The organism is Luteimonas rhizosphaericola (assembly GCF_029888045.1).
Lineage (GTDB): Bacteria > Pseudomonadota > Gammaproteobacteria > Xanthomonadales > Xanthomonadaceae > Luteimonas > Luteimonas rhizosphaericola.
Map to the genome: position 1 here is coordinate 53,279 of NZ_JARXRN010000024.1, position 15,943 is coordinate 69,221.

17 protein-coding genes and 1 tRNA gene are annotated in these 15,943 nt (G+C 70.9%); 8 read left to right on the plus strand and 10 right to left on the minus strand.

Annotation, left to right across the window (positions count from 1 at the left end; translation table 11 throughout):
• Positions 1-74 precede the first annotated feature (74 nt).
• From QFW80_RS09065 to QFW80_RS09075, 3 genes are read left to right on the plus strand one after another with little or no spacing between them, the layout of a single operon-like run.
• Entirely contained in the window at positions 75-1,565 is a 1,491-nt protein-coding gene (locus QFW80_RS09065; protein WP_280601452.1) for an MFS transporter, read from the plus strand.
• A gap of 16 nt (positions 1,566-1,581) precedes the next feature.
• Positions 1,582-2,601, plus strand: coding sequence for a glycoside hydrolase family 43 protein (locus QFW80_RS09070; protein ID WP_280601453.1), 1,020 nt, complete (start codon positions 1,582-1,584; stop codon positions 2,599-2,601).
• Positions 2,591-3,436 (plus strand): aldose epimerase family protein, encoded by an 846-nt coding sequence (locus tag QFW80_RS09075; RefSeq protein WP_280601454.1) that lies wholly within the window; start codon positions 2,591-2,593, stop codon positions 3,434-3,436. Before QFW80_RS09070 ends, QFW80_RS09075 begins: the two co-directional genes overlap by 11 nt.
• 60 nt (positions 3,437-3,496) lie before the next feature.
• On the opposite strand, the gene QFW80_RS09080 is transcribed toward QFW80_RS09075, so the two are convergent.
• On the minus strand, positions 3,497-3,997 hold the full coding sequence (locus tag QFW80_RS09080) for a YciE/YciF ferroxidase family protein (protein ID WP_280601456.1): 501 nt from the start codon (positions 3,995-3,997) through the stop codon (positions 3,497-3,499).
• 185 nt (positions 3,998-4,182) lie between these two features.
• On the opposite strand from QFW80_RS09080, the gene QFW80_RS09085 reads away from it, so the two are divergent.
• Complete coding sequence (locus QFW80_RS09085) at positions 4,183-4,758, plus strand: GIY-YIG nuclease family protein (protein ID WP_280601458.1); 576 nt, start codon at positions 4,183-4,185, stop codon at positions 4,756-4,758.
• A 229-nt stretch (positions 4,759-4,987) separates the two neighbouring features.
• Here the strand turns inward: QFW80_RS09085 and QFW80_RS09090 are convergent, their stop codons facing one another.
• Together QFW80_RS09090 and QFW80_RS09095 are read right to left on the minus strand one after the other, a co-directional pair.
• On the minus strand, positions 4,988-5,494 hold the full coding sequence (locus QFW80_RS09090; RefSeq protein WP_280601459.1) for a COG4315 family predicted lipoprotein: 507 nt from the start codon (positions 5,492-5,494) through the stop codon (positions 4,988-4,990).
• 233 nt (positions 5,495-5,727) lie between these two features.
• A tRNA-Leu gene (locus tag QFW80_RS09095) sits at positions 5,728-5,812 on the minus strand.
• Positions 5,813-5,900: 88 nt separating this feature from the next.
• On the opposite strand from QFW80_RS09095, the gene rnr reads away from it, so the two are divergent.
• The 4 genes from rnr to sugE all read left to right on the plus strand — a co-directional run bounded on the left by rnr (position 5,901) and on the right by sugE (position 10,014).
• On the plus strand, positions 5,901-8,327 hold the full coding sequence (gene rnr, locus QFW80_RS09100) for a ribonuclease R (protein WP_425603532.1): 2,427 nt from the start codon (positions 5,901-5,903) through the stop codon (positions 8,325-8,327).
• A gap of 190 nt (positions 8,328-8,517) precedes the next feature.
• Positions 8,518-9,276, plus strand: a complete 759-nt coding sequence (rlmB, locus tag QFW80_RS09105) for a 23S rRNA (guanosine(2251)-2'-O)-methyltransferase RlmB (protein WP_280601462.1) — start codon at positions 8,518-8,520, stop codon at positions 9,274-9,276.
• A gap of 22 nt (positions 9,277-9,298) precedes the next feature.
• Positions 9,299-9,556, plus strand: coding sequence for a CBU_0592 family membrane protein (locus QFW80_RS09110; RefSeq protein ID WP_280601463.1), 258 nt, complete (start codon positions 9,299-9,301; stop codon positions 9,554-9,556).
• Between the two features lie 137 nt (positions 9,557-9,693).
• A complete protein-coding gene (sugE, locus tag QFW80_RS09115) occupies positions 9,694-10,014 on the plus strand; it encodes a quaternary ammonium compound efflux SMR transporter SugE (protein WP_280601464.1) in 321 nt (106 codons plus the stop codon).
• Positions 10,015-10,035: 21 nt separating this feature from the next.
• On the opposite strand, the gene QFW80_RS09120 is transcribed toward sugE, so the two are convergent.
• From QFW80_RS09120 to pstB, 7 genes are all read right to left on the minus strand, one after another.
• The gene (locus tag QFW80_RS09120) at positions 10,036-11,055 is read right to left on the minus strand and encodes a hypothetical protein (protein ID WP_280601465.1); all 1,020 of its coding nucleotides are present in this window, start codon (positions 11,053-11,055) and stop codon (positions 10,036-10,038) included.
• Positions 11,056-11,144: 89 nt separating this feature from the next.
• Entirely contained in the window at positions 11,145-11,774 is a 630-nt protein-coding gene (gene rnt, locus QFW80_RS09125) for a ribonuclease T (RefSeq protein WP_280601466.1), read from the minus strand.
• 153 nt (positions 11,775-11,927) lie between these two features.
• Complete coding sequence (locus tag QFW80_RS09130) at positions 11,928-12,713, minus strand: HvfC family RiPP maturation protein (RefSeq protein WP_280601468.1); 786 nt, start codon at positions 12,711-12,713, stop codon at positions 11,928-11,930.
• Entirely contained in the window at positions 12,706-13,569 is an 864-nt protein-coding gene (locus QFW80_RS09135; RefSeq protein ID WP_280601470.1) for an HvfB family MNIO-type RiPP peptide maturase, read from the minus strand. Before QFW80_RS09135 ends, QFW80_RS09130 begins: the two co-directional genes overlap by 8 nt.
• A 22-nt stretch (positions 13,570-13,591) precedes the next feature.
• Positions 13,592-14,020 carry an HvfA family oxazolone/thioamide-modified RiPP metallophore gene (locus QFW80_RS09140; RefSeq protein ID WP_280601471.1) on the minus strand — a complete coding sequence of 143 codons (429 nt, stop codon included), beginning with the start codon at positions 14,018-14,020 and terminating at the stop codon, positions 13,592-13,594.
• A 247-nt stretch (positions 14,021-14,267) separates the two neighbouring features.
• The gene (gene phoU / locus QFW80_RS09145) at positions 14,268-14,972 is read right to left on the minus strand and encodes a phosphate signaling complex protein PhoU (protein WP_280601473.1); all 705 of its coding nucleotides are present in this window, start codon (positions 14,970-14,972) and stop codon (positions 14,268-14,270) included.
• A 139-nt stretch (positions 14,973-15,111) separates the two neighbouring features.
• Positions 15,112-15,942 carry a phosphate ABC transporter ATP-binding protein PstB gene (gene pstB, locus QFW80_RS09150; RefSeq protein ID WP_425603539.1) on the minus strand — a complete coding sequence of 277 codons (831 nt, stop codon included), beginning with the start codon at positions 15,940-15,942 and terminating at the stop codon, positions 15,112-15,114.
• Position 15,943: the final 1 nt, after the last annotated feature.

The window sequence follows — 15,943 nt, forward strand, 5'->3', positions numbered from 1 at the left end:
GACGCCGGCGCATCTGCATCGCACCGGTTTCAATCGTTACGAACACGCACGACACACGGATCATTCCCATCGCCATGAGCATTGCCCAGAGCACCCGCGCGGACAGGCTGTCGGTCACCGAGAAGGTCGGCTACAGCCTCGGCGACCTGGCGGCCAACCTCATCTTCCAGACGTTGATGACGTTCCTGGCCTTCTTCTACACCGACATCTACCGCATCCCCGCGAGTACCGCGGCGACGATCATCTTCGTGGTCGGCCTGCTCGGCGCGTTCGTGTTCACCCCGCTGGTGGCGGTGATGGCCGACCGCACGAATACGCGCTGGGGCAAGTTCCGGCCGTGGATCCTGTGGACGGCGGTGCCATTCGGCGTGCTCGCGCTGCTGGCCTTCAGCACCCCCGACCTCGGGCCGCAGGGCAAGGTGTTCTACGCCGCGGCGACCTACACCCTGCTGGTGCTGGTGTACGCGGCCAACAACCTGCCGTACTCGGCGCTGAGCGGTGTGCTCACCGGCAGCATGTCCGACCGCAACAGCCTGTCGGCCTACCGCTTCGTGGCGGTGATGATCGCGCAGCTGGTGGTGCAGGCCCTGCTGCTGCCGCTGGTGCTGATCCTGGGCGACGGCGACCGCGTGCAGGGCTTCCACAACACCATGCTGCTGTTCGCAGTGGTGGGCACGATCTTCCTGTTCATCACCTTCTTCACCACGCGCGAGCGCGTGCTCGCGCCGCCGGAGCAGAAGTCCGACCTGCGCCAGGACCTGGCCGACCTTGCGCGCAACCGGCCGTGGATGGTGATGCTGCTGCTGACGATCCTGGTGTTCATCACCCTGGCGCTGAAGGGTGGCACCTACGTGTACTACTTCGAGTACTACCTCAGCGAACCGGCGCTGGCCGCGTTCCTGGACGACATCGGCTTCAACGGCTTCATCGCCGGGCTCAACGCCCTGCTCACGGGCATGGGGCTGACCGCGTTCCAGTGGCCCGAGGACGCGCCGACCTCCGCCTTCAGCCTGTTCAACGCCGGCGGCATCCTCTGCATGATCGTCGGAATCGGCTTCTCCAAGCCGCTGGCCGACCGCTTCGGCAAGCGCAACGTGTTCGGGGTGTTCCTGTTCGTCTCGACCCTGTTCCTGCTCGCGTTCTACTTCTTCCCGCCCGACGCGATCGGCCTGGTGTTCCTGTCGCAGATCCTGCACGGCTTCTTCTACGGCATCACCATCCCGCTGCTGTGGGCGATGGTGGCGGACGTGGCCGACTATTCGGAATGGAAGAACCACCGCCGCGCCACCGCGATCATCTTCTCGGCCATCCTGTGCGGGCTGAAGGTGGGGCTGGCGGTGGGCGGCGCGCTGGTCGCCGCGATCCTCGCCCGCTACAACTACGTGGCCGGGGCCGAACTGCAGTCGCCCGACACCGTCGACGGCATCCGCTTCTCGATGAGCGTGTACTGCTCGCTGCCGTTCCTGCTCGGGGTGGCGCTGATGTTCTTCTACCGGATCGACAAGTCGATGGAATCGCGCATCGAGCGCGAACTCGCCGAGCGCCGCGCCGGCCAGCGCGCCTGACCCACGGAGGCCCGACATGGCAGACCAGGACTACACCCCCGAACAGCTCGAGGCGCTGAAGGCGAAGGCGCTGTCGCAGCCGCTCGTCACCCACATCTACACCGCCGACCCGTCGGCACACGTGTTCGAAGAGCGGATCTACATCTATCCCTCGCACGACATCGAGGCCGGCGCCGCGTTCGACGACGACGGCGGCCACTTCCAGATGCGCGACTACCACGTGCTGCGGCAGGACTCGCCGACCGCGCCAGCGACCGACTGCGGCGTGGCGCTGAGCGTGGACGACGTGCCCTGGGCCGAGCGCCAGATGTGGGCGCCGGATGCGGCGACGAAGGACGGCCGCTACTACTTGTATTTCCCCGCCAAGCGTGCCGACGGCATCTTCCAGATCGGCGTCGCGGTCGGCGACCGGCCGGAGGGCCCGTTCACGCCCGACCCCGAGCCGATCGAAGGCAGCTATTCGATCGACCCGGCCGTGTACGGAGACGAGGACGGCGCGCACTACATGTATTTCGGCGGCATCTGGGGCGGCCAGCTGCAGAAGTACCGCGACAACCGCTACGACGCCGCGCACGAGGAACCCACCGGCGATGCGCCCGCGCTCGGACCGCGCGTGGCGCGCCTGGCGGAGGACATGCGCCGGTTCGCCGAGGCGCCGCGCGAGGTGCTGATCGTGGACGAAGCCGGCCTGCCGCTGCGCGCGGACGACCACGACCGCCGCTACTTCGAGGCGCCGTGGATCCACCGCCACGCCGGGCGCTACTACCTGTCGTACTCGACCGGCAACACGCACTATCTGTGCTACGCCACCAGCGACAGCCCCTACGGGCCGTTCACCTACCAGGGACGGATCCTCGAACCGGTGGTCGGCTGGACCACGCACCAGTCGATCGTGCAGTTCGACGGCCGCTGGTGGCTGTACTACCACGACTCGATCCTGTCCGGCGGCGTGACCCACCTGCGCTCGGCGAAGGTGGTGGAAATCGAGCACGGCGCCGACGGCCGCATCCGCACCCTGCATCCGTATGGCGGTTGAGGCGGCGGGCGCGGGCGTCGACCTGACGCCCACCTCGCCACTCCCGCCCGGCCCGCTGCTGGCGATCGCCGCGGACGGAATCGAGCTCGACGCCGCCGCCGCCGCGGGCGGGCGCATCGCCCAGATCCGGTGCGACGGCGTGGACCAGCTGCTGGCCTGGGGCGCGCACGGGGCCACCGCCGCGATCGCCTGGGGCTGCTACCCGATGGTGCCGTGGTGCGGCCGCATCCGGGACGGACGCTTCGCGTTCGCGGGCGAGCGCCACCAGCTGCCGGTCAACCTCGGGCCGCACGCGATCCATGGCGTCGGCTTCCTGATGCCGTGGCAGGTGACCGGCCAGGGCGAGCGCCACGTCGAACTCGAACTGGCGTTGCCGCGCGACCATCGCTGGCCCTTTGGCGGCGTCGCGCGGCAGCGCTTCGAGCTGGGGAACCGGCAGCTGCGCCTCAGCCTGTCGGTGACCGCGGACGGGCACGCGATGCCGGCATCGATCGGCTGGCATCCCTGGTTCCTCAAGCCCGAGCGCCTCGAATTCACGCCGGACGCCATGTACCCGCGCGACGCCGAGGGCATCGCGCTGCTGCCGCCGGGCCCGGTGCGGCCGGGGCCGTGGGACGACTGCTTCGTCAACCGTCGCGACGTATTGCTGCATCGCGCCGGCCAGCGCCTGCGCGTCTCGTCCGCCTGCAGCGACTGGGTGGTGTACGACGGCACGGTGGCCGCGACCTGCGTGGAGCCGCAAACCGCGCCACCCGACGCGTTCAACCTGCAGCCGGACGCGATGCTGCGCCCGGGCGAGACACTCGCCGCGCACTGCGTCCTGCGCTGGGAGTGAGGGTCCGCGCGTCCGCGCCGGCGGCCCGGGCCGCCGTATCGCGGCGGCCGGCTGCAGGCGTCAGGCGGCCTGCGCCGCGGCGCGCCGGTTGCCGCCGCCCTCGGCCAGCAGGGTGAGCTTCTGGTCGGTCGCCTTCTCTTCCTCGAGCGTTTCCTTGAGCAGCGGCAGCGCATCCCGGTAGCCGAGCTGCTTCGCCAGCGCGCACAGCGTGCCGTAGGCCGCGATCTCGTAATGCTCGACCTTCTGTGCGCCGCCGATCAGGGCCGCATCGCGCAGCGGGCCGGCATCGATCGTGTCGATCACGTCCTTGCCTTCCTCCACCAGTCCCTCCATGGCCGCGCATTTGATGCGCTTGAGCCGGACGCCGAGCAGTTCCACCACCTGGTCGATCCGCTCGATCTGTCCGCGCGTTTCTTCCAGGTGGGCCTCGAACGCGCTGGCCAGTTCCTCCGCGTCGGCGGCCTTGGCCAGGCGCGGAAGGGCCTTGGTGAGCTGCTTCTCGGCGCTGTAGATGTCGGAAAGTTCGTGGATGAACAGGTCTTCGATGGTCTTGACCGCCATGGCTCGCTCCTGGGGGGTGGGGAGCGGCGACTCTAGGAAGCCGGCCGCGCGAAGCAGGTGAAGCAGATCGGGCCGCGCCGCAGTGATCGCAACGCGTTCACGCCGCCGCCGGATGCTTCGCCGCGCTCGCAAGGGACGCGACCGCCGCGCCGTACCATCGGCGCGACCGACGACCGTGCACCGCCATGTCCACCTGTCACCTCTACCTGCTGCCGCTGCTGCACGAGGACATCGCCAAGGTCGGCATCTCGGTCGATCCGCTGGCGCGGGTGCGGGCGTTCGCGAGCCGCTATTACGAATGCTTCGACCTGGAACGCAGCCTGTTGCTGGCATTCGACAGCGTGCGCGAGGCGCGTCGCCGCGAGACGGCCCTGCATCGCGCGCTGCGGGCCTGGCGCGCGCCCGCGCCCCTGACGGTTTTGCCGCGCGCCGGCGGCGGCACCGAGTGGTATCGGGGGGCATGGGCGCGGCTGTGCGACGCGGCGGCCGCCGATGCCGCACTGGGGCACCCGGCGTGGCTGCCCGCCGGCGACTGGTGGCGCGCGCGATTGCAGGCCGAGGAGGCACGGCTGTTCGAATGGGTGGATGCCTGCCTGCGCGACGTGCCGCGCGACGCGCTCGTGCCGCCGGCGCTCTGGTCGCGCGTCGTCGACGTGCTCGATGCCTGGCCCGCCCTCGGCTTGGACGTGTCCCACGCGCTGCCGGACGCGATGCTCGCCCGGTATCGCCTGCACCGGGCAGCGTGGCAGCCGACGCTGTGAGATCGGCAGGTTTGTGGACCTGCCGGCAACCGCGCGCGGCCCCGTGGGCCGAGGCGAGTAGCGGATGGCGACAGGCGGGCCATGACCGCCGACCACCGAAGGCAGCGATGGACGATGCGCCGGTCCGCCGCCGCACGGCGATGGTGTTCGGCGCGAGTAACGCGGATGGCGTCACCGGCTGCGAACCACCACAGGCCGACCCCGACGACCGGTGAGACGCTCCTGCGCGTCAGCCGCCCGGTGCCGGCGCCGACGCGTCCAGCCTCACCAGACGCCAGCGGCCCCACTGGTCCTCGACGTCCTCGCCGGTGGTGGTATTGGCACCACGGTCGCCCGCATAGCGATAGAGCGGCTGGCCGTCGTAGGTCACGTGGTTGCGGCCGTCGCGGCCCTGCAGCGTCGCGACTGCGGACTGATCCACCCCGTCGGCGCCCACCGGCTGCGCGGCGTCGCTGATGACCGGGGGCCAGACCTGTTCGCAGGCCGCGTCGCATGCGCTGCCGTCGGTGTTGCCTTCCAGCGCGTACAGCGCCGCGCCGCTGGCATCGGCCAGATGGGGCGGATCGCCTTCGCGCACCAGCATGGGCTGCGCGGGTCCGGCGTAGGCATCGGCCGGGACGGGCGCGGTGGCGGCGGGGGCGTCGCGTTCGGCCGGCGCGTCGGGGGGCGTGGCGTCGTAACCGCACGCGCCGAGCAGGGCGAGGGCCAGGGTGGACAGGGCGAGCCGTGCGGTCATCGCGGATCTCCTTGGCGGATCTGGTCGCGATGCTGCGCCGGCGGTCGTGACCGGAGGGTCAACACCAGCCGCAGCCTGGGCGGCCGCCGCCGCTGGCGACGCGTCGTCGTCGAAGGCCACGGCGGCGCCGGGGGACGTGCGTGACGGGCGCGGCGCGCGGATCGCGGACATGAAAAACCCCGCACTTGGCGGGGTATTTCAGCGACCGGACGACGGGGTCCGGTATCGCGATCTGGTGCCCAGGAGAGGACTCGAACCTCCACGGTTTTACCCGCTAGTACCTGAAACTAGTGCGTCTACCAATTCCGCCACCTGGGCAGGTGGCCGCGTATGTTGCGGTGCGTCGGCGGCAAAGTCAACGCGTCCGTGCACGGGCCGGGGACCGGCCGCGTGTACCATTCCACGGATGACGAAAACTCCAGGCAAGCGCGGCGGTGGCCGCGGTACGGGACGGGGCGGCACGCCAGCGTCCGGGCAGGGTCCGCAGGGCGGACGGGGCGGCAGCGGCAGGCGCAGGGACTCGAAGATGCCGGGCTGGATGCCCGAGGTCCAGGCGGCCGCGAAGCCTGCCGGGGGCGGCGATCGGCGCCAGGGCCGCGCGTCCGCCGACAAGGGGTTCCGCGATCCCCATGCACAGCGCGAGGCGGAACGCTACGAGCGGCCGATCGCGAGCCGCGAGGCGATCCTGCACCTGCTGGCCGCCGCCGATGGTCCGCTCACCGCGCAGATGCTGGCCGAGCAGCTCGAACTGACCGCGCCCGACCGCGCCGACGCGCTCGGCAAGCGCCTGGCGGCGATGGTGCGCGACGGCCAGCTGCTGCAGAACCGCCGCGGCGGCTACGTGCCGGCCGAGCAACTGGACCTGATCTCCGGCACGGTGATCGCCAACCCCGACGGCTTCGGCTTCCTGCGTCCGGACAAGGGCGTGGGCGACGACCTGTTCCTGCCGCCGGCCGAGATGCGCAAGGTGATGCATGGCGACCGGGCGATGGCGAGCGTCACCGGGCTCGACCGCCGCGGCCGCCGCGAGGGCGCGATCGTGGAAGTGCTCGAGCGCCGGCTCAACCGGCTGATCGGGCGCTTCACCGTCGAGTCGGGCATCAGCTTCGTGGTGCCGGACGACCGCCGCATCCAGCGCAACATCCAGATTCCGACCGATGCGCGCCTGGAGGCGCAGCACGGACAGCTGGTGGTGTGCGAGATCACCACACCGGCCGACGCCCGCCGCCCGTCGATCGGCAAGGTGCTGGCGGTGCTCGGCGACGCGCTGACCCCGTCGCTGGTGGTCGAGGCCGCGATCCACGGCCACGAACTGCCGCACGAGTTCCCGCCCGAGGTGCTGGCCGAGGCGTCGGCGGTGCCGCTGGAGGTCGATGCCGCCACCGCCGCCGGCCGCGTCGACCTGCGCGCGCTGCCGCTGGTCACGATCGACGGCGAGGACGCCAAGGACTTCGACGACGCGGTCTACTGCGAACCCAACCGCACCGGCTTCCGCCTGGTGGTGGCGATCGCCGACGTCTCGAGCTACGTGCGCCCGGGCACCCCGCTGGACGACGAGGCCCAGCTGCGCGCGACCAGCGTGTATTTCCCCGGCTTCGTGGTGCCGATGCTGCCCGAGACGCTGTCCAACGGCATCTGCTCGCTCAACCCGAAGGTCGACCGCCTGTGCTTCGTGTGCGACATGCAGGTCGACCGCGACGGCGAAGTGGTCGCGTCCGAGTTCTACCAGGCGGTGATGAACTCGCACGCGCGACTCACCTACACCCAGGTCTGGAAGGCGGTGGGCGAGGGCGACGGGGAGGCGCGCGCGCAGGTGGGCACGCTGCTGCCGCAGGTCGAGCGCCTGCATCAGCTCTACCAGTCGCTCGCCAAGGCGCGCGCCCGGCGCGGCGCGATCGAGTTCGAGTCGTCCGAGGTGCGGTTCGTGCTCGACAACCGCGGCGAGGTCACCCAGGCCGGGATGCTGGTGCGCAACGATGCGCACAAGCTGATCGAGGAATGCATGATCGCGGCCAACGTCGAGGCCGCGAAGTACCTGCTGGAGGCGGCGATCCCCGCGCCGTACCGCATCCACGACAAGCCGCCCGAATCCAAGTACGCCGACCTGCTGGAGTTCCTGAAGGAATTCGCGCTGCGCATGCCCGGCTGGGCCCGGCTGGTGCCCAAGGACTTCGCCAACCTGCTGAAGAAGGTGCGCGAACGCCCCGACGCGACCCTGCTCGAATCGGTGATCCTGCGCAGCCAGAGCCAGGCCGTGTACTCGCCGGAGAACATCGGCCACTTCGGCCTGGCGCTGCAGGCGTACGCGCATTTCACCTCGCCGATCCGGCGCTACCCGGACCTGCTGGTGCACCGCGCGATCAAGCACGCGCTGGCGCGCGGCAAGCGCGAGAACTTCCACACCCCGCGCGAGATGGCGTCGCTGGCGCTACAGTGCTCCGAGCGCGAGCGCCGCGCGGACGAGGCCGAGCGCGAGGTCGACGAGCGCTACCGCGCGGCGTGGATGGAACAGCACGTGGGCGGCGAGTTCGAAGGCACGATCAGCGGCGTCACCAGCTTCGGGCTGTTCATCGAGCTGGACCAGTCCAAGGTCAACGGCCTGGTGCACGTGACCCAGCTGCCGAACGATTACTACCACTTCGACCCGGTGCGCAAGACGCTCACCGGCGAGCGGACGGCGCGCGAGTTCCGGCTCGGCGACCGCGCGCGCATCGTGGTGCTCAAGGCCAGCCTGGAGGAGCGCAAGATCGATTTCCGGCTGGCGGAATCGCGCGACGCCAAGACGCCGCCGCCGCGCGGACAGCCGGCGAAGCGGAAGAAGCAGAAGTACTGAAGCGGCTGCGGGTCGCCCGCGGCCGACTGCGGGACCCGCGCGGCGGCGCGGCCGGCAGCGCGCACGGATCCAGGTGCGCGCGGCTCCAGTGTCGCCATGACCTGCCTGGCTGGATTCCCTCCAGTCCGGCAACGACAATCCCGGCCCGCCGCCTCCGTCGGCACCGGCTTCGAATCGCGAACGAGAGTCAATGTCCAGACAGAACCAGTGGATCGTCGGCATCAACGCAGTCGCCTCGGCCGTCGAGCACGACGCCGAGCACGTGCGCGAGGTGCTGGTGGAGGCGGGCGCGAAGAATCCGCGCCTGGCCGAGATCGAGCAGCTCGCGCGCCGCCGTGACATCGACGTGCGGCGGGTAGCGCAGCAGGCGCTCGACGGCGTGGCCGGCGCGACGCGGCACCAGGGCGTGGCCGCGCGCTACGCCGCCGCGACCACGCTCGACGAAGGCGACCTGCCCGGCCTGGTGGAGCAGGCGCAGGGGCGTGCGCTGCTGCTGGTGCTCGACGGTGTGCAGGACCCGCACAACCTCGGCGCCTGCCTGCGCAGCGCGGCGGCCGCGGGCGCCACCGCGGTGGTGATCCCGAAGGACAAGGCGGTGCAGGTCAACGCCACCGTGCGCAAGACGTCCGCCGGTGCGGCCGACAGCGTGCCGGTGGTGCGGGTGACCAATCTCTCGCGCACGCTGGCCGAGCTGCAGAAGCTGGGGGTGTGGATCTACGGCCTGGTGGGCGGCGCCGACGCATCGCTGTATGCGCTCGACCTGACCGGCAACGTGGCGCTGGTGCTCGGCGGCGAAGCCGACGGCCTGCGGCGCCTGACGCGCGAGCACTGCGACCAGCTGGTGTCGATCCCGATGCCCGGCGTGGAAACTTCGCCGGGCGTGGAGAGTCTCAATGTCTCGGTGGCCGCCGGCGTGACCCTGTTCGAAGCGGTGCGCCAGCGCAGCTGAGCGACGACGAGGAGGACACGGGATGCTGGCATCGCTGCAGTGGCAGGACTGGCTGGGACTGGCGGGCGCATGCCTCATGCTGCTTGCGCTGTTCCTGCACTCGTTCGCGCCGCGTCGGGATGGTGGCCGCGGCCGGGCATTGCTCGGCCTGCTGGGCGCCGCCGCGCTGCTGCCGTCGGCCTGGCTCGCGTTCCGCGCGCCGCTGTTCTTCCTGCTCGTCGGCTGGCTGCTCGTGTGCGGCTACCGGCTGGTGCGCGCACCCGCGCCGCATCGCGACTGAGCGCCTCCCCGGGTCATGCCCGGGTCACTTGGCGAAGCCACGCGCATGGGAAGATCGGCCGGCCGGGGACGACCCCGTGCCGCCGCTTCGGCGCATCCTGTCTCCGGGGACGACCCCGTCGATCGATGGAGGTGCCCATGTCCTGGATCATCCTGCTGCTCGCCGGGCTGTTCGAAGTCGGCTGGGCCGTCGGCCTGAAATACACCGATGGCTTCACCCGCCTGTGGCCCACGCTCGGCACGGTCGCGGCCATGGCCATCAGCCTGTGGCTGCTCGGCGTGGCGATGAAGTCGCTGCCGCTGGGAACCGCCTACGCGGTCTGGGTCGGCGTCGGCGCGGTGGGCACCGCCATCCTGGGCATCGTGCTGCTGGGCGAACCCGCGAACCCTGGCCGGCTGGTCAGCCTGGGGCTGATCCTCGCCGGCATCATCGGCCTCAAGCTCGCCACGCCCGGCTGACGCCGGGCATGGCGGGACGGGTCAGTCGCTGCCGCCGCGGTGGTCGCGCTTGCCCTGGTTGATGCGGTCGCGGGTGCTGACGCTGCCCTGGATGGCGGGAATGCGCGCCTCCGCGGCGTGCAGTCGTGCGGCGCGGCGGGCGGCGGCATCGGACTGGAAGCCGGGCTCGCCGGCCACCGCCGGACCGGTCGGCAGGTCCTGCCACGGCCTGGGCTCGGCATCGTGCGCCTGCTTGGCCTCGAGCAGGGCCCGCGTCTGCTCCAGCGCCTGTTCGGGCGTGATGCGGCGCTTGCGCGGCGCCTTCTTGCCGGGAGCCGTCGGCCTGGACGCATCGCGCGTGCGCGTCTTCTTCGCATTCGACGGCGATGCTGCCGCCGCCTTGCGTACGGTGCCCGCCGCCGTCGACGACGTGCGGCCGGTGGCCTTCTGCGCACCGCTGCCGCCGGTGGCCTTGCCTGCCCGGTTCCCGGTGGCCGGTGTAGTCGACGACCGCGTCGTCTGCTTCGTCGCCCGGGTGCCGGCAGCGGGCGTGGCGGCAGCGGCCTTCCTGGCGGTGGCCTTCTTCGCGACGGGCTTCTTCGCGACCGACTTCTTCGCAGCGGTCTTTTTTGCAGCGGACCGGCTTGAACCCGCCTTGCGCGCAGCCGAGCTTTTCGCCACCGCGCCGGCCGATCCACGCTTCGGAGCCTGGGCCTTCGCGGACTTCTTCGCGGCCTTGGCCTCCTCGCGGTCGGCCCGCTCCACCGTCCTGAGCTGCTGCTCGAAGCGCTTGAGGATGTCGGCCGTCAGTTCGGCCTTGTCCTTGCTGCGCTGGTTGTCCGCGCCGCTGGCGCCGCGCTTGCTGCCGGTGCGGGCGCGCGAAGCGAGCTTCTGCTTCTGCACCAGGTCGCGCGCGCGATCGCGGGCGGTGCGCGCGCGCTTGACGCGCGATGTCAGCGCCCTGGCGTCGAGGTCGCGCAGGCCGTTGGCCCGGCTGTCGTCGTACAGGCCCATCTCGGACTGGTTGAGCAGGCGGCTCGCCTTGGCGCGAGTGATCGGCATCGGGGCATCTCCGTTCGAGGGACGCCCGCAGTCAAGCACAGTGGATGTTCATGCCGGGTCTAGGCTCGGCATCGCGCGCGATCCGGCGCTCAGGCCCGCGGCGGCCAGGCATTGACGATGTTGCAGAACAGCTTCGCGGTCTGTTCGGCGTCGTATAGCGCCGAGTGCGCGTCCTCGCTGCTCCACGCGAAGCCCGCCGCCTGGACCGCGCGCGCGAGGACCGTCTGGCCATAGGCCACGCCGGCCAGGGTCACGGTGTCGAACACGCTGAAGGGATGGAAGGGGTTGCGCTTGTGCCCGCTGCGCGCGACCGCGGCATTGACGAAGTTGAGGTCGAAATGCGCGTTGTGCCCGACCAAAATGGCGCGCTGGCACGCGTGCTTCTTCACCGCCGCGCGCACGGTGGCGAACACGTGGTCCAGCGCCTCGCGCTCGGGCTTGGCGAAGCGGAACGGGTGGTCGAGGTCGATGCCGGTCACTTCCAGCGACTGCGGGTCGATCTGGGTGCCGGGCGCGGGCACGACGTGCGCGCTCGCGGGCGTGTCGAGCACCAGCGCACCGCCTTCATCGACGTCGATCGGCACCACGGCGATCTCGAGCAGCGCGTGGCGGTTCCAGTCGAAGCCGCCGGTTTCCACGTCCACCACCACCGGCAGGTAGCCGCGGAAGCGTTTGGCAAGGGGGCTGACTGGAGGGCTGGGGGCGACGGCGGGATCCATCGCGGAAGACTAGCAGAGGGCGAATTCGTGCAGGAGCGCCTGGCGTCCGCCGTCGCGTCACGCGTACGCGCGAATCGCGCCCGCCGATCCTTCGTCCCGGCGCTTCGCGGCGAAGCGGGGCGTGACCGCGGATCTTGCCGCGAGGCCGCGGCGTCAACCCCCGCGCACGCCCGGCAGCGTGCCTTCGGCGTGCAGGCGCAGCAGCATGGCGCGCCCTTCGTCGAGCAACGCGTCGGGCGCGAGCCCGGCTTCCTCCGCCAGCGCCTGCAGGCAGACGCGCCCGGTGGCGTGTCCCGGGTGCAGCCGTTCGAGCAGGCGGAACACCAGCGGCGAGATCTCCGCGAACCGGACCTCACCGGCTGTATCGCGCCGCACCAGCAGCAGGGTGGGCTGCCCGGGTTCCGTGGACGGCACGTGGCCGGGGCCGATCCGGTGCACCGGCCAGCGATAGGCGAGCGCCCACGCCTGCGGCGAAAGCACCGGGATCCGCTCGAGCAGCGCCGCGTCGGGCTGCGGATCGTCTGCGAGCCGGTCCACCGGGCCGGCCTCGGCGTCGGAAATCTGCAGGGCCAGTTCCACCCATTCGTAGTGCGCCAGCTCCGCCAGCCACGGCCACTGGTCCGGATCGGGCGCGTCCCGCGTCTCCAGCCAGCGCACGAACTCGCGGCCGATCTCCGTGAAAAGCGGCGTGCGGCAGCGGTGGCCGGCGTAGAACGCGTGCACCAGCGCATGCCAGTCGGCGTCGGCGAGGGTGCGGCGGATCACCGGGAAGTTGCCCGCCAGCAGGCTCTGCAGATTGTTGTAGAGCAGGTCGCGGTAGATCGCCAGGCGCCGGTCCTCGATCCCGCCGGGCGCTGCCGCGGACGCGGGATCGCGCAGGTGGCGCGAGAGCGCGAACTGCTGCTCGCGCAGCGTTCCGGGCGCGTCGGCCTCAGCCATGGGCACGCCGCGCCGCGCCGCCCGTCTGCTGCAGGCGACGGATGCCGTCGACTTCGCCCAGCAGCTGTTCGAACGGCGGGAAGTTGAAATCGCGCTCGAGCAGCGTCGGGCGCACGCCGTGGACGCGGTAGGCCTCGGCGAGCAGGTCCCACACCGGGTCGCGGACGGCGGCGCCGTGGGTGTCCACCTTCAGGTCAGGGGCTTCGTCGTGGTGGCCGGCGATGTGGTAGCAGGCGATGCGTTCGGACGGCATGCGGCGCAGGAAGTCCAGCGCGTCGTAGCGGTGGTTGGTGGCGTTGACGTGGATGTTGTTGACGTCCAGCAGCAGGCCGCAGTCGGCGCGTTCGAGCACCGCCTCGACGAACGTGGCCTCGTCCAGCGTCGCCGCGCCCGGGGCCGGCAGGGCGGCGTAGTAGCTGACGTTCTCGATCGCGATGCGGCGGCCGAGCAGGTCCTGGACGCGCCGGATGCGCGCGGACACGTGTTCGACCGCCTCCTCGGTGAACGGGAGCGGCAGCAGGTCGTACAGGTGGCCGTCGTCGCTGCACCAGCTCAGGTGCTCGCTGTACAGCGGCACGCGGTGACGGTCGAGGAAGCGGCCGACGCGGGCGATGAAGGTCTCGTCCAGCGGCGCAGTACCGCCCAGGGACAGCGACAGGCCGTGGCAGGTGATCGGGTGGCGTTCGGCCAGCGCCTCGAAGGCGGCGCCCAGGCGGCCACCGACCCCGATCCAGTTCTCGGGCGCGCATTCGAGGAAGTCGAAGTCGCCCCGTTCGGCAGCCTGCAGCGCGGACAGCAGTCCGCGCCGCAGGCCGATGCCCGCGCTCGCCTCCGGCAGCGGCGGAGGGGGACGCATGGCCGGATGGACGATCAGCGCCTCAGGCGGCGCCGCCGCACTTGCCTTCGCCGCACTTGCCTTCCATGTCGGTCTTGCGGGCCGCCTGGTGGGCATCGTGCTCGGCCTGGTCGATGAAACCGTCGGCGTTGGCGTCGATGCCGGCGAACTTGGCGGTCTTCCCCGGGTGCGCGGCCTCGAACTCGGCGCGCGAGATGCGGCCGTCCTTGTCGGTGTCGGCCTGCGCCATGCCGCACTTGCCTTCGCCGCACTTGCCCTCGGCCTTGGCCTTTTCGCCGCCGCACTGGCCTTCATGGGCCTTCGCTTCCGCGGTGGCGGCTGCGTCCTGGGCACCGAGCAGGTAGCCCTGCGCGAGCGGGGTGACGGCGAACGCGGAGCCGGACAGCAGCAGGCCGCCGGCGAGCGCGGTTCCGATGGCGACGGCGGCGGGTTTGTGGCTGGACTGGGTCATGACAGGTTCCTCGGGTGGCGGATCGCTCCGCGGACGGGATGAAGACGGGGGCGGAAGCGTCGATCGCGGCACGCGACACGCACCGGATGCCGGTGCGGCGGGGGAGCGTGGCGCGGCCGGACGCCGCCGGCCACAGTGTGGCCAGCGCGACATTAAGCGGTGGTCGAGGTCTGCGCGGCGGTGGGGGCGACGCGCCGCCGCGCGCGTTCAGGCCGAAGTCAGATCGACGCCATGACGCGGCGCAACATCAGGTCGCGACGCTGGTGGCGTCGCGCTTCTCGCGAGGCGGCAGCGCATCGTCGCCATGCACCAGGAACCAGATGTTCTCGGCGATGTTGGTGGCGTGGTCGCCGACGCGTTCGAGGTTCTTGGCCATGAACAGCAGATGTGTGCAGGGCGTGATCACGCGCGCGTCCTCCATCATGTAGGTCAGCAACTCGCGGAAGAGCCCGGTGTAGAGGGTGTCGACCTCGGCGTCCTGCGCGCGCACGCGCTGCGCGGCCTGGGCGTCGTTGTTCGCGTAGGCGGCAAGCACGTCGCGGATCTGCTGCACCACCAGCTGCCCGAGCGCGTTGAGGCCGCGGGTGTGCGGCAGCGGCGGGGAGGCGTTGAGTGCGGTCGAGCGCTTGGCGACGTTGGCGGCATAGTCGCCGATGCGCTCGATGTCCGAGGCGATCCGCAGGGCGGCGAGAATCTCGCGCAGGTCGCGCGCCAGCGGCCCCCGCAGCGCCAGCTTCATCACGTCCTGGCTGACCTCGTGCTCCAGCGCGTCGATCGCCTCGTCGTTCTCGACGATGCGCGCCGCGGCCTTGTCGTCGCGGCGCTCGACCACGTCCAGCGACGCTTCCAGCTGGGACGCGGCCATCTCGCCCATGCGCAGGATCTCGCCGATCAGGCGCTGGCGCTCCTCGTCGTAGCTCTTGACGATGTGGTCGTGGGGTTGGCTGATCATGGCGGTGGCGGTTCCAGTGTTGTTCGGTTTTGTCGCAGCCGTCCATGGCGGGACGGTGCGGGCTCCGGATCGTCCTGCCCGGCCATCCCGGGCCAGGCGTTCGGCAGGCCGCGCGGCAGTGCCGCGCAGGCGGCCTGCCTTACCCGAAGCGGCCGGTGATGTAGTCCTCGGTCTGCTGCTTCGAGGGGTTGGAGAAGATGGTTTCGGTGGTGTCGTGCTCGATCAGGTCGCCCAGGTACATGAAGGCGGTGAAGTCGGACACGCGCGCGGCCTGCTGCATGTTGTGGGTGACGATGACGATGGTGTAGTCGAGCTTGAGCTCCTCGATCAGCTGCTCGATGCGGCTGGTGGAGATCGGGTCGAGCGCCGAGGTCGGCTCGTCCAGCAGCAGCACGTCCGGGCGCAGGGCGACCGCGCGCGCGATGCACAGCCGCTGCTGCTGGCCGCCCGACAGGCCCAGTGCGCTCTGGCCCAGCTTGTCCTTGACCTCGTCCCACAGCGCGCCCTGGCGCAGCGCATGCTCGACGCGCTCGTCGAGCTGCTTCTTCGACAGCTTCTCGTGGTGGCGGATGGCGTAGGCGACGTTCTCGTAGATCGTCATCGGGAACGGCACCGGCTTCTGGAACACCATCCCGACCTTGCTGCGGAGCCGGTTCATCGGGTACTTCGGTGAGAGGATGTTCTCGCCGTCGAGCAGGATCTCGCCGGTCGCATGCATCTTCGGATACAGCGAGTAGATCCGGTTGAAGATCCGCAGCAGCGTGGACTTTCCGCAGCCCGACGGGCCGATCAGCGCCGTCACGCGCTTTTCGGGGATGTCGAGGCTGATGTTCTTCAGCGCGTGGAACTTGTCGTAGTGGAAGTCCAGGCCCCGGACCGAGATCTTGGTCGGCATCGGCGCCAGCGCGCCGCGCTGCTGCGTGGCCACGTTGATGCGCTGGTGCGCGACCGCGGGGGGAAGATCGTTCATG